This window comes from Polyangiaceae bacterium (assembly GCA_020633235.1).
Taxonomy (GTDB): Bacteria; Myxococcota_A; Polyangia; order Polyangiales; family Polyangiaceae; genus JACKEA01.
The window spans coordinates 476,630-491,292 of the sequence record JACKEA010000004.1 but is presented as its reverse complement, the minus strand read 5'-3'; the positions used below and the strand labels follow the sequence as shown (position 1 = coordinate 491,292).

General features: G+C 66.7%; 14 protein-coding genes. 12 read left to right on the top strand and 2 right to left on the bottom strand.

The window, feature by feature from the left end; genetic code table 11:
• The first annotated feature begins 6 nt into the window (after nt 1-6).
• From H6717_23610 to H6717_23570, 9 genes are all read left to right on the top strand, one after another.
• Nucleotides 7-1,047 (top strand): phosphoribosylformylglycinamidine cyclo-ligase, encoded by a 1,041-nt coding sequence (locus H6717_23610; protein ID MCB9580034.1) that lies wholly within the window; start codon nt 7-9, stop codon nt 1,045-1,047.
• A complete protein-coding gene (locus H6717_23605; GenBank protein ID MCB9580033.1) occupies nt 1,044-1,667 on the top strand; it encodes a phosphoribosylglycinamide formyltransferase in 624 nt (207 codons plus the stop codon). Before H6717_23610 ends, H6717_23605 begins: the two co-directional genes overlap by 4 nt.
• A complete protein-coding gene (locus H6717_23600) occupies nt 1,664-3,214 on the top strand; it encodes a phytoene dehydrogenase (GenBank protein ID MCB9580032.1) in 1,551 nt (516 codons plus the stop codon). Before H6717_23605 ends, H6717_23600 begins: the two co-directional genes overlap by 4 nt.
• Before the next feature lie 41 nt (nt 3,215-3,255).
• Nucleotides 3,256-4,413: a PEGA domain-containing protein gene (locus tag H6717_23595; GenBank protein MCB9580031.1), complete on the top strand. Its 1,158-nt coding sequence runs from the start codon at nt 3,256-3,258 to the stop codon at nt 4,411-4,413.
• Nucleotides 4,414-4,416: 3 nt separating this feature from the next.
• Nucleotides 4,417-4,992: a 16S rRNA (guanine(966)-N(2))-methyltransferase RsmD gene (rsmD, locus tag H6717_23590; protein ID MCB9580030.1), complete on the top strand. Its 576-nt coding sequence runs from the start codon at nt 4,417-4,419 to the stop codon at nt 4,990-4,992.
• Between the two features lie 78 nt (nt 4,993-5,070).
• Nucleotides 5,071-5,658: an AgmX/PglI C-terminal domain-containing protein gene (locus tag H6717_23585; GenBank protein MCB9580029.1), complete on the top strand. Its 588-nt coding sequence runs from the start codon at nt 5,071-5,073 to the stop codon at nt 5,656-5,658.
• Nucleotides 5,655-5,876, top strand: coding sequence for a hypothetical protein (locus tag H6717_23580; GenBank protein ID MCB9580028.1), 222 nt, complete (start codon nt 5,655-5,657; stop codon nt 5,874-5,876). The genes H6717_23585 and H6717_23580 overlap by 4 nt, the downstream gene beginning before the upstream one ends.
• On the top strand, nt 5,863-6,681 hold the full coding sequence (gene truA / locus H6717_23575) for a tRNA pseudouridine(38-40) synthase TruA (GenBank protein MCB9580027.1): 819 nt from the start codon (nt 5,863-5,865) through the stop codon (nt 6,679-6,681). Before H6717_23580 ends, truA begins: the two co-directional genes overlap by 14 nt.
• Nucleotides 6,682-6,812: 131 nt before the next feature.
• On the top strand, nt 6,813-8,345 hold the full coding sequence (locus tag H6717_23570) for an aminotransferase class I/II-fold pyridoxal phosphate-dependent enzyme (protein ID MCB9580026.1): 1,533 nt from the start codon (nt 6,813-6,815) through the stop codon (nt 8,343-8,345).
• Here the strand turns inward: H6717_23570 and H6717_23565 are convergent.
• On the bottom strand, nt 8,338-8,805 hold the full coding sequence (locus tag H6717_23565) for a response regulator (GenBank protein ID MCB9580025.1): 468 nt from the start codon (nt 8,803-8,805) through the stop codon (nt 8,338-8,340). The two genes, H6717_23570 and H6717_23565, sit on opposite strands and share 8 nt — an antisense overlap.
• Before the next feature lie 134 nt (nt 8,806-8,939).
• Here H6717_23565 and H6717_23560 point away from each other — a divergent pair, with 134 nt between their 5' ends.
• The 3 genes from H6717_23560 to H6717_23550 all read left to right on the top strand — a co-directional run bounded on the left by H6717_23560 (nt 8,940) and on the right by H6717_23550 (nt 14,044).
• A complete protein-coding gene (locus tag H6717_23560) occupies nt 8,940-10,070 on the top strand; it encodes a hypothetical protein (GenBank protein MCB9580024.1) in 1,131 nt (376 codons plus the stop codon).
• A gap of 64 nt (nt 10,071-10,134) precedes the next feature.
• A complete protein-coding gene (locus tag H6717_23555; protein MCB9580023.1) occupies nt 10,135-11,871 on the top strand; it encodes a response regulator in 1,737 nt (578 codons plus the stop codon).
• Nucleotides 11,872-11,911: 40 nt separating this feature from the next.
• Nucleotides 11,912-14,044 carry a hypothetical protein gene (locus H6717_23550; GenBank protein MCB9580022.1) on the top strand — a complete coding sequence of 711 codons (2,133 nt, stop codon included), beginning with the start codon at nt 11,912-11,914 and terminating at the stop codon, nt 14,042-14,044.
• Nucleotides 14,045-14,069: 25 nt separating this feature from the next.
• On the opposite strand, the gene H6717_23545 is transcribed toward H6717_23550, so the two are convergent.
• Nucleotides 14,070-14,636: a hypothetical protein gene (locus tag H6717_23545; protein MCB9580021.1), complete on the bottom strand. Its 567-nt coding sequence runs from the start codon at nt 14,634-14,636 to the stop codon at nt 14,070-14,072.
• Between the last annotated feature and the right edge of the window lie 27 nt (nt 14,637-14,663).

Genomic DNA, 14,663 nt, shown 5'->3' with positions numbered 1-14,663 from the left:
CGCCCGATGGCGCTGACCTACCGACAGGCTGGAGTCGACATCGACGCTGGTGACGCGCTCGTCGAGCGCATCAAGCCGCTGGCCCGCAGCACGAGAATCGCGGAGGTGGTGGACGACGTGGGCGGCTTTGCCGGCCTGTGCGCGCTGCCGGCGGACGTGGAGGAGCCGCTCCTCGTCAGCGGGACGGACGGGGTGGGCACCAAGCTCAAGGTCGCCTTCGCGACCGGGCGCCACGACACCGTGGGCATCGATTTGGTGGCGATGTGCGTGAACGACGTGATCACCACCGGGGCCCGCCCCTTGTTCTTCCTCGACTACTTCGCCTGCGGGAAGCTGGACGTGGACGTGGCGGAAGCCGTGGTCGCAGGCGTCGCGAACGGTTGCCGCCAAGCCGGCGCCGCGCTCTTGGGTGGCGAGACCGCCGAGCTCCCGGGCATGTATCCCGAAGGGGAGTACGACCTGGCGGGCTTCAGCGTGGGAGTGGTGGGCAGAAAAGCCGTGCTGGGGCCAGCGCGGGTTCGGTCGGGCGATGCTCTGATCGCCGTTGCGTCGAGCGGGCTTCACTCCAACGGCTATTCCCTGGCGCGGCGAGTGCTCGAGGGCGAGCTCGGCCTGCGGCTCGACGCCCATCATCCCGAGCTCGACGCCACCGTCGGAGAAGCGCTGCTCACTCCGACGCGCATCTACGCCCGCGCCGTGGCGGCGCTTCAGAAAGCGCTGGGAGAAAGCTTGCACGCGCTGAGCCACATCACCGGCGGCGGCGTGGTTGGCAATCTGCCGCGGGTGCTGCCCTCGGGAACCCGGGCAGAAGTCCGCTTCGACCATAGCCCGCCGCCTATCTTCGGTGTGATCGCACGGGGCGGTCCCGTCGCTCCCGACGAAATGCGACGAACGTTCAACATGGGCATCGGGCTCATCGCGATCGTCGCCAGCGAACACGCGGAAGCGGCGTGTCGCGCCCTTGGCGACGCGGGAGAGCAGGCGTGGGTTTGCGGCAGCGTCGTTGCCGAGCCCGACGCCGAGCCCAGCGTGAGCGTGCTGGAATGACTCTGGCGCTGGGCGTGCTGGTGTCCGGCAGCGGCACCAATCTGCAAGCCATTCTCGATGCCATCAGTCAGGGTCGTCTGGATGCACGAGTCCGAATCGTGCTCTCCAACAAACCGGACGTCCCCGCCTTGGGCCGAGCCGAGCGGGCCGGAGTGCCGACGCGCGTGGTATCGCACCGGCAGTTCGACTCTCGCGAGGCCTTCGACCAGGCGCTGCTCGACGCGCTGACGAGCGCCGGAGCCGAGTGGGTGGTGCTCGCCGGATTCATGCGCGTGCTCACGCCGGGGTTCCTGCGCGCCTTTCCCAGTCGCGTGGTGAACATCCACCCCGCCCTGCTGCCGGCGTTTCCCGGCACCCACGCTCAGCAGCAAGCGCTCCGCTATGGCGTGAAGGTGACGGGCTGCACGGTTCACTTCGTCGACGAAGGCGTCGACACGGGTCCCATCATCGCGCAGCGCGCGCTGCCGATCGAGGCCGACGACGACGCGACATCTCTCGCCGCTCGGCTGCTGCACGTGGAGCACGAGCTGCTCGTCGAAGTGCTGGGCTGGATCGCGGCGGACCGTGTTCGCGTGGAAGCGGGCGCAGAGGGGCACCGTCCACGGGTGGTGATTCGGTGACCACCCGCCACTACGACGTGGTGGTGCTCGGCCGCTCCCTCGGCGCCCTCACCACCGCGGCGCTGCTGGCGCGGCGGGACTTTCGTGTCCTCTTGTTGGGCCAGGGCGAGCGCCCTGCGCGCTACCGCTACGAACGGTTCTCGTTGCTACGCCGCACGTTCACCATGCTGGCGGCGGCCTCCCCCGCGTTCAAGCGCGTGCTGCACGAGCTGGCCCAGAGCCCTCGCTTTCGGCGACGAACACGCCCCCTGGACCCCATGTTCGTGGTGCTCACGGACGGCCGCCGGGTGGAGGTGCCGCCGGACGTGGAGCTTTTCTCCCGCGAGGTGGATCGTGAGTTCCCGGAAGTGCGGCAGTTGGTGGACGAGCTGTACTCCACCTTCGCTCACGTGAATGCCGCGGCGGATTCTTCGTTCGAACGCGACGCCATATGGCCCCCCGGCAGCTTCTGGGAGCGTCTGGAGACGGGGCGCGCCGCGGGGCAGCTGCCGCTGGTGGGTGGGGCGTCCCCACAGGACTTGCTCGGCAAATTCCCAGTTGGTCACCCCTACCGCGACCTGACCCTGGTACCGGCCACGTTTGCCACGGATCTGGCGCAGCCCGCAGAGCAGCTTCCGCCCTTCGTGGTCGCCCGGCTGCATGGCGCCTGGACGCGCGGGGTGCTGGCCCTGGAAGGGGGCGAGGACGAGCTGACCGAGTTCCTGATCGAGCGGATCGAAGCTCACGGCGGCGAATGCCGCCTGGATCGGCGTGCGCAGTCGATCGTCGTGCGCCGCGGGGTCGCGATGGGCATCGTCGAGGACGGCGAGGACGAGCCCACCGGCGCCAGCGCCATCGTGACGGACCAATCGGGTGAAATGGTGGCCGAGCTGGCCGGCGGGGACGGCATCACCAAGCAAGCGCAACGCGACTGGCCGCGGCTCAGCGCCACCACCGGTCGCTTCGTCGTCACCCTGGTGGTGGATCGCGCGGGACTCCCCGAACCCCTGGGGACCGAAGCGTTCGTGATCCCGTCCAGCGTCTCCCGGCCGGATCCGCGGCACCCCGTGGTGCATCTGCAGCGCATGGAGGGACTGGACGAATCGCCCTCGGAAGTGACGCTGGTGGCCGAGATGCTACTGCCCACCCGCGGCCCCCTCACGCTGCTCGAAGCCCGAGACGCAGTGCTGTCCACCCTCCGCGCGCAGCTGCCCTTCTTGGACCGCCACGTTCGCGTGATCGACTCACCGCACGACGGCTTGCCGCTGATCGACCGTTCCACTGGCAGCGAGCGAGAGATCGACCGCATCCACCTCGCGGAGGGCACACCCGGCGCCGAGCCCATGCGCTGGCAGTGGAGCGTGGAACCGTCCGGCTACCTGGACATTGCCGGTGAGCCCATCCGCGGGCCGATCCCGGGCACCTTTCTCGTGGGACGCACCGTGCTGCCCGGGCTGGGACAAGAAGGCGAGCTGATCGCCGCCTGGGGCGCCGCACGGCTCATCACGCGACGGGACCGCACGCGCCAGAAGATGCGCCGGCAAATGTGGACGAAGATCGAGACCTGAAGCCGCTTTGTAAGCCCCTGAAAGGGTGTATTCTCGGGGGAATGCGACGTTTCCTGACTGTCCTTCTCGTCATTGTCGGGCTTTCGGTCGCGTCGAAAGACGCGCAGGCACAAGCGACTCACGTCCCGATCCAGGTGCTCGCGGTCTCGAGCGACAAGTCGTTCGAGCACGCGCAGGCGCTGACCATCGCGTTGAAACGCGCGGTGACGCGCGCCGAGGGGTTCGCGCTGGGCAAGGGCGACTTCTCCCTGGAGGTACTGTCGCTCGCGCTCAACTGCGAGATCCCGCCCAGTGACTCGTGCCAGAAGAAGATCGCGGACAAGGTCGGAGTGAAGCGATACATCTGGGGCACCCTGGAGGTGAAGGGCAAGGAAGCCGTCGCCGAGCTCCACTTGTGGGAGGACGGCAGCGAGAAGCGCGCGACGACGCTACGCTACGCGTCGAACCTGACGGACCCTTCGGACGACACGCTGCTGCAGATCGCGGAAGGGGGTTTCGCGGAGCTGATGGGGGCGACTCAGGGCGTGCTCGTGGTCACCGCGGGCAACGTCAGCGGTGAGGTGTTCATCGACGGCGAGAAGGTGGGCCTCATCACGGACGGCCGGACGGAGCTGACGGTCGCACCCGGCCAGCACCAGGTGCTGGTTCGCGCCAAGGGCTACAACGACGCCTCCGGAAGCGTCGACGTGCGCCCGGGCGCGAGCGCCGAGATCACCCTCGCGCCCTCCCCCAAGTCCGCTGGCAATCTGGATGCCAAGCGAGACACCGGCAAGGGCATGACCACACGACAGATGCTGGGCTATGGCGGCCTCGGCCTGGGCGGCGCCGTCGCCCTGACCGGCGGTTACTTCTGGTTCCAGTCCTACATGCAGACCAAGGACGACGACTTCCAAGCCTATCGTGATCGCTTGGGACCCAACCGTGATGCCTGCGAGGTCGCCAAGACCGGCGCGGATGGCGTCCCTCCGGATGCCTCCATCGTCGATCACTGCGACAAGAACGCGACGACCAAGACCGTGGCGCGCATCCTGCTGCCGGTAGGCGTGGTGATCGCCGGAGCGGGCGCCTTCCTGTTGCTGACGGACGACTCCAGTGAGCAGCCTCAAGCCAAGAAAAAGACGCCCACCAAGACCGCGGTGCAGCCTTTCGTCGGCTTCGGTCCCGGCGGGGGCGAAGTCCGCGTGAACGTGCTGTTCTGAACCTTGCGGGTGATCGCGGGGAGGCTGGGCGGCCGCGGCCTGAAGGCGCCCAAGGGACGAACGACTCGACCAACGACGGATCGGGTCCGCGAAGCTTTGTTCTCGATGCTGGGCAATATGGACGGCCTGCGCGTGCTCGACCTCTACGCGGGCAGCGGCGCCCTCGGGATCGAGGCCCTGAGCCGTGGCGCCGAACATGCCACGTTCGTGGAATCGCAGCGGGGAGCGGCCGCGGTGCTCCGTGAGAACTTGGAGGACCTCGGCTTGACCACCTCCGCTACGTTGGCGATCGTCCCCGTGGCGCGGGCTCGCGGTGCGCTAGCGCAAGACGCCCCCTTCGACCTGGTCCTGTGCGATCCCCCGTGGCCGGATCTCGACCGAGCCCTGGCGGACGTTTGGCGGCTGCTGGGCCGGGAGCTGCTCCGCGCCGGTGCCCTTGTGGTGCTGGAACATCCTGCGCGCACCGCGCTAGAGATCCCGCGGGAGCTGCCGTTCACCATCGACAAGACCCGGAAGTGGGGCGATACGGCGGTAACGCTGCTCCTTTTTTCCGAAAATCCCGAGGAATTACCAAACTGAACGCACTGTCGGCTCGCCCGGGGACGGACACATCCAGTATAGTCCTCCGCCGAGCAGAAATGAGGACGGGAGACCTGGATGGCTGATTCCCTTGCACCGCCCCCCAAGTCGGGCGGTGGCGGCTTCATTGTCGCCGCAATCGTGATGCTGCTCCTGGTCGGGGGGCTCGTTTGGTGGAAGACGCGGGCCAAGGACGAGCCCAAGCAAGCCGTGAACGTGCCGCCTCCCCCCACTACCAGCGAAGCACCCGTACTGGAGACACCTCCCCCACCGCCACCACCTCCAGAGCCCGACGCGGGCAAGGAAGTGAAGCCCAACACCGGCAAGGTGAAGTACACGGGGGGCGGCAACGGCGGATGCGGTGGCGAATGCAAGGGCACGGCCTCGGCCGGACTGCGTTCCGCGCTGCGTTCCCGCGCTGGCCAAGCCCGGGGCTGCTACGAGCGCGCACTGCGTCAAAATTCGATGCTTCAGGGCAAAATCGTGGTGTCCATCCGAGTTGGCCCCAGCGGTCAGGTCTGTAGCGCCAACATCGCCAGCAACAGCGTGGGTGACCCCGGGGTGGCCTCCTGTGTGCTCGGCATGTTCCGCTCCGGGACCTTCCCCGCCCCCGAGGGGGGTTGCGTCGACGCCCAAGTTCCTATGAACTTCATACCCAAGTCATGACCCGCACCCTCTGGCTGATTCTGGCGCTCGGCCTCGCGTCTGCTGCCGCGCTCACGGCATTGCCCGCGTGCGGCTCGGACGGGACCACGCCGAAGTGCTCGGAGCTGCCGCTATACGACGTGAACGACGCTTCCCCGTCGGACATTCAGGCGCGTCTGCAGGCGGCGCAAGAGAACTGCGTGACGGGCCCCGGCGACGCCGGCAGTGGCACCGACTGAGACCCGGCGCTTCGGCATCCTGCTCACTCTCGCGTACGACGGTAGCTCGTTCGCGGGATGGGCGCGCCAACCGACACAGCGTACGGTCGCAGGGGAGCTCGAAGGCGCCATCCGCGAGCTCGATCCCAGGGCCACGGGCGTGCGTGGCGTGAGCCGAACCGATACGGGCGTGCACGCCCGCGCGCAGTTGGCCAGCTTCGACACGGACTCGGAGATCGAGCCGCGGGGTTGGGCGCTGGGGTTGATGCCGCACCTGCCCCCCGAGATCGCCGTGGTGCGGGTGGCGCGCGTAGAGCCCGGGTACGATCCGCGACGCCACGTCGTCGACAAGACCTATCGCTACGTGCTGCTGCGAAGTGTGGTGCCGGATCCGTTTTGGCTCCGCCGGGCGTGGCGCGTGCGCGAGAGGTTGAACCACCCGGCGATGCGCGTCGAGCTCGAGGCTCTGCTGGGCGAGCACGACTTCCGCGCGTTCCGTAGCGCTCGCGACGAACGCCCCGAGACGGTGCGCCGCATGCTGCGAGCCGAGCTACGCACCCACGCGGACGACGCGAGAATCGCGGAAATAGTGGTGACCGGAGATCGCTTCATGCATCGAATGATGCGCATCATTTGCGGTACGTTGGTGGACGTCGGCCGCGGTCGCTTGGCGGAAGGCGCCGTGCGCCGCGCGCTGGCGAGCGGACGGCGCGAGGATTTGGGCATGACGGCACCCGCGGATGGCCTCTACCTCGAGCACATCCAACTGGAAAATGCCGGCCACGACGCCTGGCCAGCGATTGACGAGGGTGCCCTCGTCGCGTAGCTTCCGGGCCGGCTGGTACGCGCCCCTCCGGCGGTTGATTCTTGGTTGCTGGGGCGTACCTGCTCGCAACAGTTCCGGTGCTGTGCCGGACATCAGCGAGCAGTGTGCACGAAGGGCACGGGAGCGAATCGATGGGCCTGAAGCAGAAAATCTCCGACCGCGGGAAGAAGATCCTCATGACCCCGGCCGTCATGCGCTGGATGAGCGACGACCGCGTAATGAAGGCAGCGGAAGGCCTGATGGACGCCCCCACCCGGGTGAAGGCGGCGTGGCAGGTCCTCAAGAACGGGCACGACCTTCCGAACATCGATCCCGCGCTCGACGAGAGCATGGGGCAGGTGGAGGCGAAGTCGAACGGGGCCGCGCCGGCGAAGAAGAACGGCGCCGCTCCGCAAGCGGCGATGCGCGGTTCCGACGACATGAAAAAGTCGCTCGAGGAACGCTCCAGTCTGTCGGGCATCGGCGGCAAGGACGTCTTCGAGAAGTGCTACCAGTTCATGGCGGCGGACAACGCCCGCAAGATGGGCATCTATCCGTTCTTCCGCCCGCTGGATCTGAACGACGGTCCCGAGGCCGTGATCGACGGCAAGCGCGTGGTCATGTTCGGCTCCAACAACTACTTGGGCCTCACCACGCACCCCAAGGTCCGCGAGGCCGCGAAGAACGCCATCGATCGCTTTGGCACCAGCATGACGGGCTCGCGCCTGGTCAACGGTAGCATGAAGCTCCACGAGGAGTTCGAGGACAAGCTCGCGACCTGGTTCGGCAAGGAATCCGCGCTGGTGTTCACCACGGGCTACCAGGTGAACATTGCGACGCTCTCGGCGCTGCTCAGCAACAAGAAGAGCGTCGCCATCATCGACCGCAACGTTCACGCTTCGCTGTACGACGGCGTCCGCCTCGGACAAGCCGCGGGCGCGCGCCTCGTACGCTATCGCCACAACGACGCCGAGGCCCTGGACCGCGCTCTCGAGAAGCTCGACGACGCTGAAGGCGCCCTGGTGGTGACGGACGGCGTCTTCAGCGCCGAAGGCGAGATCGCCCGACTCGACGAGCTGGTTCCGGTGGTGAAGAAGCATGGAGCGCGCCTGTTCGTGGACGACGCCCACGCCCTCGGTGTCATCGGACCCGGCGGCCGCGGGACCGCGCACCACTTCGGACTCTCGGACCAGGTGGATCTGATGGGCGGAACCTTCAGCAAGTCCTTCGCCAGCATCGGCGGCTGGCTAGTGGGCGAGCGTAAGGTGCTGGACTACATCCGGCACTTCGCACCCTCCTTCATGTTCGCCGCCAGCGCAGCCCCGCCCTCGGTCGCCGCGGCCATGGCTGCTTACGAGGTCATGCAGGAGGAGGCGTGGCGCATGGACAAGCTGCGCGACAACTACACCTACATGCGGGACGAGCTGCGCCGCCTCGGCTTCGAGCTGGGCCACACGGAAACCGCGGTCATCCCCATCTACATTCGGCAGGATCTGCGCACCATCATGATGTGGCGTGACTTGCTCGACGAGTACGGGATCTACACCAATCCGTTCATCTCTCCCGGCGTGCCGCCCAAGAACGCGATGCTTCGCACCAGCTACATGGCCACGCACGAGCGCAGCCATCTGGACCGCGGACTGGAAGCGTTCGAGAAGGTCGGCAAGAAGTACGGCGTCATTTGACGAACCATCCCGACCTCGGTCGGGACATTTCGCGCCGCATGCGCAGAGCCGACGTGATGGCGGGCATCAGCGCGCTGTCTTCGGCCGGCTTTTCCAACACGCGGTAGGCCAACCCGGCGCTGCACAACACGTTCTTGACGCGAGTGTGCGCCGCGTGGACCAAGCGCACCGTCGCCGGCGCGCACTCGGACGCTTGCCGGAGGAGCTCGATACCCGACACCTCCCTGAGGGCGATTTCGGTGATCAACACGTCGAACTCCCGCGACGCCAGCTGAGCGAGAGCCGTTCGGGCGTCGTGCTCGCTGACCACCTCCCACTTCGGATGGCGCTCGCGAACACGCTGGCGCAGCGTTCGCAGGGCGATGGGATCGGGATCCAACAACAAGAAGCGCGGCGCCCGGTGAAGGGGCATGGAGGCGACGACGACCATGGGCGAGGGACACTGCAAGCCCTCGGCCAAGCAAGAAACATCGGGAATTCGTCAAGTCTGCCGCCGTCCGAGTGCAAGCTCCTGCACCTCGAGAGTGCACGCCTCTGCACCCCCCGGACGTCCGGTTGACAGGCCCGAGCGCAGGGCGTTCACTCGCGCGCGCCATGGCCGTAGAAATTCGTGAAACCCCCATGGGGGGCAAGCTCAAGGACTTCCTGAACGTCGTGGACTACATCTACCGCGACGACCCCAACTACGTTCGTCCGCTGGACTTCGACATGAAGCAGCGTCTGTCGCCCAAGAACCCGTTCTTCGAGCACGGTGAGGGGACGACCTTCACGGCCCACCGCAATGGCTGGTGCGTGGGACGCTGCACCGCGCAGATCGATCAAGAGCACCTCGAGCGCTACAAGGAAGACGTCGGCTTCTTCGGCTTTCTGGACACCATCGACGATCCGGAAGTGGCCAAGGAGCTGCTGGACGCCGCCGGGCGCTGGCTGGCACAGCGCGGAATGAAGTACATGCGCGGCCCGCTCTCCCTCAATATCAACGAGGAGATGGGCTGCCTGGTGGAGGGCTTCGACACTCCGCCCATGATCATGATGCCGCACCACCGGCCGTATCAGGGTGGACTGATCGAGCAGGCCGGGCTGGAGAAGCTGAAGGACGTGTACGCCTGGCGCTACACCGTGGGGGAAGTCCCTTCGCGCGCTCAGAAGGCCCTCGAGGAAGTGGAGAAGCTGCCCGAAGTACGTGCGCGCCACGTCGACAAGAAGAACGTCGAAGGCGACGTTCGCATCATCATGGACGTGTTCAACGACGCCTGGAGCGACAACTGGGGTTTCGTTCCCCTGACCGAGAGCGAGCTCAGCAAGATGGCGCAGGATCTGAAGCCGATCCTGATTCCGGAGCTGACCTACATCGCGGAGATCAACGGCGAGCCGGCCGCGGTCTCCCTGGCGCTTCCGAACGTCAACGAGATGATCCAGGACTTCCGCGGCAAGCTGAATCCGGTCACCATCGGCAAGTTGCTCTGGCGGCTCAAGGTCCAGGGGCCCAACTCCGCGCGGCTCATCATTCTGGGAATCCGCAAGAAGTTTCGCGGTGTGAAGAAGTACGGCGGCCTCAGCACGTACCTTTACGCCAAAATGAACAACTCCGCGGCGCGTTTGGGCGTGAAGTGGGGAGAGCTCTCCTGGACGCTGGAAGACAACGCGCCCGTAAACGTCGGTATTCGCTTCATGGGCGGCAAGATCTACAAACGCTACCGCGTGTACGAGCGAAGCTTGGGGTGAAACGCCCCCGCTTCGTCCCCGTTGCGCCGGCTTGGGGCCGGGATACCATCGCTGCCAGGCCTGGATGGCGTCCCGATTGCTCCACTTGCTTCGCTTCGACGCGAAGCTCGAAGACGGCGTCGTCGTTGCCAACGGGGATGGGACGGTGCGGTGTGCCGACTCGAGCGCGGCTGACTGGCTGGGACTGAGCACGGCCTCCGTTCGCGCGACGATCGCCGAGCTCATCGATGCAGCAAGCCTCCCCATCGAGCTTCGCGAGCTCGACGTCGCGGGCCTGAGAGGTGACGCTCGCCGTGCAGAGGAGGCCCTCCGGCGCCACTTCGAGGACGATCTCACGGCGGACTACGTCGCCGACGAGCACGGACACATCACGCAGTGCAACACCGAGCTGGCAGAGGTACTGGGCTTCGCTAGTGCGGATCAGCTGTTGGGGAGGTCGATCCTCGATTTTTTCACCGGACAGGACACCGGCAATCTGTTCTTGGCAACGCTCGCTAGCGTTCGGCGGGTGCGCCGCCGCGACACGGAGCTCCGGCGGGCAGACGGCGAAACCGTGCACGTCACCCAGAACGTCGTCGCGGATTTCGACGACCACGGACGGCTGGTGGGCTTCCGCGGCTATTTGTTCGACCGCACCCAGGAGCGACGTCTGGAAGAGCAGCTCGTCCGCTCGCAGAAGATCGAAGCCGTGGGACGCCTCGCGGGCGGGGTGGCCCATGACTTCAACAACTTGCTGACGGTCATCCTCAACTACGCCGACTTGCTGCGCAATCAGCTCGGAAGCAACGACAGCCGCAGCGCGATGGCCGTCGAGATCAAGAAGGCCAGCGAGCGCGCCGCAGACCTCACCCGGCGACTCTTGGCCTTCGGGCGGCGTCAGGTGATTCGCCCCGTACCCTTGGACTTGAACCAGGTGCTATTGGGCCTGTCACCGCTGCTCGAGGCCGTGTTGGGTCCCAAGGTGTCGCTGGAGCTCGTCCTCGGGCGTGAGCTCGGCGCCGTGACCGCCGACCCCGGGCAGCTCGAGCAAGTGGTAACCAACCTGGTCGTGAACGCCCGCGACGCCATGCCCGACGGCGGACGTATCGTGCTCGAGACGGAGAACGTCCTGGTGGACGCGGCGTACCGGAAGTCGCACCCGTGGGCGACGATCGGACGCTACGTGCTGCTCACCGTCAGCGACTGCGGCCAGGGCATGGACGCGGACACCCTGGGGCATGCCTTCGAGCCGTTCTTCACCACCAAGGACGCGGGCAAGGGGACCGGCCTCGGCCTGGCCAGCGCCTACGGCATCATCAAGCAGCACCACGGAATGATCCACGCCTACAGCGAGCCCGGCGTGGGAACGACGATCAAGGTGTACCTGCCGCTCAGCCTGCGACCGGCGAGTAGCGTGGGAACGAAGATCCGGCCTCGCATCGTGGGCGGCAGGGAGACCATCCTGATCGCCGAGGACGACCCCGGCGTCCGCCACGCCTTGGAGCGCACGCTGCTCGAACACGACTACACCGTCGTCTCCGCCGCCAGCGGGGAGGAGGCGTTCCGCGAGTTTTCGAGCCGGAAGTCCCCGATTGACCTGGTGATCATGGATTTGGTGATGCCGGGGCTCGGTGGTCTAGCCGCCTACGAGTGGATCCGCTCCGTGTCCGAGACCGTCCCGGTCGTTTTCACCAGCGGATACAGCGCCGAGGCTGCGCGCATCAGCGCCCTGGATGACCCTCGTGCGGATTTCGTGGCCAAGCCCTACAGCCACGACGAGCTCTTGGTGCTTCTGCGCCGGGTTCTCGACCAAGAGACCTGAGCTCGGGAACGTTTGCCTCTCGAGGCTGTCGGTTGTCGCGATGGCTTCGAAATCGGCGCTGTTTGCCCTTGGATTTTGTCTGTTGCCCGCCTGTGGCCAGCCGCCGGCCAAGGCGCCCACGCGGGTCCTGCCCCTGCAGCACATTCGCTTGTACGAGACGGGGGTCGGCTACTTCGAGCGCAGCGGTCGCCTGGGCTCGTCGGAAGTGAGCCTGCCCGTCCCCGCCGCTCACGTGGACGATGCCCTGAAGACTCTGGTGGTGGTAGGCAAGGACGGCCAGGCCACCGTCAGCGGCATCGAGTTCGACAGCGTGGTGAGCAAGGGAATGGCCCGTGCGCTGGCCGGCTTGCCTCAAGACGCAGAAAAGGCCGTGGACTATCGCAGCCTGCTCGCCAGCTTGAAGGGCGCCAAGGTGGAGGTGCGCACCACGGAAGACACGTTCCACGGACAGCTGCTCGACGTGTTCGATGCCCCCAAGGAGAAACCTCCGGCGCCGAAGGAAGACGGCGAACAGAAGGAGGAGCCGGAAGAGCACCCGTCCGCCGAGAACGATCCCTGGATCTTGGTGGAAACCACCAGCGGCGAGATCCGTCGCCTGCATGGGTCGGAGGTGCGCGGCATTCGCCCGCTCGATGCCGAGCTGGCCGAACGCATCGCAGCGGCCGCGGGTACGCTCAGTGCGCGCGCGGCACGCTCGCGCCGGACGCTGCGGGTCTTGGCCTCGAGCAACCGCCCGATCACCCTGGGCTACATCGCCGAGACGCCGGTGTGGCGCTCGTCCTATCGCATCGTGCTGGACGACAAGTCGGAGCAGGGCATGCTGCAGGGCTGGGCCTTGATTCACAACGATACGGACGAAGCCTGGCACGCCGTGAAGGTGGATCTGGTGAGCGGCCGCCCGGACTCGTTCCTCTTTCCCCTGGCCGCGCCTCGCTACACGCGCCGCGGCTTGGCGGAGCCGCCGGAGCAGCTGTCCACGGTGCCGCAGCTCGTGGACCGTACGCCGGATCAGATCTGGGGTGACAACATCGACAGCGTGGGGGAAGCGTACGGCGGTACGGGCATGGGCATGGGCTACGGCTCCGGCCATGGGCGCCTCGCGCCGCGGGTGCGCATGGGCGCCACCAAGGTGAGCGGCTCCTACACCGGCGAGAGCAGCGAGCTCGCCATCGGCAACCTCGCCACGCTGGCCCCCGCGGAGGGGCTCGAGTCGGGCGCCCTGTTCAGCTACGCGCTTCCGCAAGGCATCGAGCTGCGCGCTCACGGTTCCACGTTGGTGCCCTTCTTCGCCCAGCGGGTCCCCATCCGCCGGGTCACCTGGTTCGGCAAGCCGACCGACACCGGTCGCAGCGCCCTCAGAGTGACCAACGGCACTCGCCAGACGATTCCCGCGGGGACCATCGCCGTCTACGAGCGGGGGGCCTTCGCGGGCGAGTCCGGGCTGGATCGTCTGAAGCCGTCGGAGCGAACGTTCTTCCAGTTCGGCGTGGATCTGGACGTGGAGCTCGAGCAAAAGAACGCGGAGTACAAGGACGAGCCACGCCGACTCAAGCTACAGAACGATCGCCTCGTGGAGCACTTCGTTCGTCACCACCGTCGAGTGCTCGAGGTCAAGAACCGCAGCGGGCAACCTCGGCTCGTGTATCTCACCCTCGACGTGGTCAACAACTCCAAGGTAAACGGCGCAGACGAGCTCGACTACGACGTTCAATCGAACAAGCCCCTGGCCGTCTTTCACGCCAAGCCTCGCGCCCGCGGGGAGCATGTGCTCCTGATCGAAGAAGCACTCTCCCGAAGCACGTCGATGGATTCACTGACCTCCGACCAGCTCGAACGCTTGGTGGACTCGAACACCCTGCCGGACGTCGATCGCGCTCGTGCCCGCGCCGCACTGACCAAGCTTCGAGACGCCGAAGCCACGCAGAAGGAGACCGTCGAGGCGCAGGCAGAAGAAGCCTCCATCCAGGAAGATCTCGAGCGCCTGCGCGGTCACCTCAAGGCCCTCGGCGACAAGAGCGGCTCCCCCGCCGGCGCCAATCCGCTGGTCACCCGCATCCTGGCCGCCGAAGACGCCCTGAGCGCCGCGAAGAAGAAGATCAAGGAGCTCGAGACGCGTCACAAGAAGCAGCTCAGCGACGTGCAAAGCGAGCTCTCGCCCCTGCAGGCAGGTTGACGCTTCTTGTTGGTCCGCCGCGGAATCAGCGCGCCACGCGGAAGAACGTCGCCCCGGCCACGGCCAGGGGCGTCGGCGCGTTCTTGAGCGCACGCCCCAGCGCTTCCACGGCTTCGGTATCCACGTACAGGCCCGGCCCCCAGCCGTCCGGGGCGTCGTCCTCGTCCTGTCGCGACGCCGTTTCCGCATACAGCGCGCGGCGAAGCGGCTCACTCGGTCGCGACACGCTGACCCACTCCGCCTTGTTCATGTCGATCGCTTCGGGCAGCTCGTCGTCGTCGTCCAGCCAGCGGCTCCCGTAGCTCAGCACTCCGACGCTCCGCAGCTCCCGTCCAGTGAGCCGCGCCCGCACCATCTTGAGCCACACGATGGGATCCTCTTCTTGATCTCCATCCGCCATCTCCACGTACACGGCGTGTCCCAAGTCGACGGCGCGCAGCGATTCGCCGAGAGGAAAGCTCTCCACGCAGTCGAGCATCAGATTCTTGAACTCGGTGAAGCGCGCGACGAAATCCTCGCGCTCGAGGGCGTATTCGTCGTTCTCCACGTCGTAGTAAGAAACCAACAGGCCGAAAGCGTTCTCGTCGTGCATGCCGGGCGCGGCGATAACAACACAAAA

What these genes read in the sequence shown, in the direction of transcription:
- H6717_23605 (MCB9580033.1), top strand. Translation starts at nt 1,044, where the DNA reads ATGACTCTGGCGCTGGGCGTGCTGGTGTCCGGCAGCGGCACCAATCTG.
- H6717_23585 (MCB9580029.1), top strand. Translation starts at nt 5,071, where the DNA reads ATGGCTGATTCCCTTGCACCGCCCCCCAAGTCGGGCGGTGGCGGCTTC.
- H6717_23545 (MCB9580021.1), bottom strand. Translation starts at nt 14,636, where the DNA reads ATGCACGACGAGAACGCTTTCGGCCTGTTGGTTTCTTACTACGACGTG.
- H6717_23595 (MCB9580031.1), top strand. Translation starts at nt 3,256, where the DNA reads ATGCGACGTTTCCTGACTGTCCTTCTCGTCATTGTCGGGCTTTCGGTC.
- H6717_23610 (MCB9580034.1), top strand. Translation starts at nt 7, where the DNA reads ATGGCGCTGACCTACCGACAGGCTGGAGTCGACATCGACGCTGGTGAC.
- H6717_23570 (MCB9580026.1), top strand. Translation starts at nt 6,813, where the DNA reads ATGGGCCTGAAGCAGAAAATCTCCGACCGCGGGAAGAAGATCCTCATG.
- H6717_23560 (MCB9580024.1), top strand. Translation starts at nt 8,940, where the DNA reads ATGGCCGTAGAAATTCGTGAAACCCCCATGGGGGGCAAGCTCAAGGAC.
- H6717_23555 (MCB9580023.1), top strand. Translation starts at nt 10,135, where the DNA reads ATGGCGTCCCGATTGCTCCACTTGCTTCGCTTCGACGCGAAGCTCGAA.
- H6717_23550 (MCB9580022.1), top strand. Translation starts at nt 11,912, where the DNA reads ATGGCTTCGAAATCGGCGCTGTTTGCCCTTGGATTTTGTCTGTTGCCC.
- H6717_23580 (MCB9580028.1), top strand. Translation starts at nt 5,655, where the DNA reads ATGACCCGCACCCTCTGGCTGATTCTGGCGCTCGGCCTCGCGTCTGCT.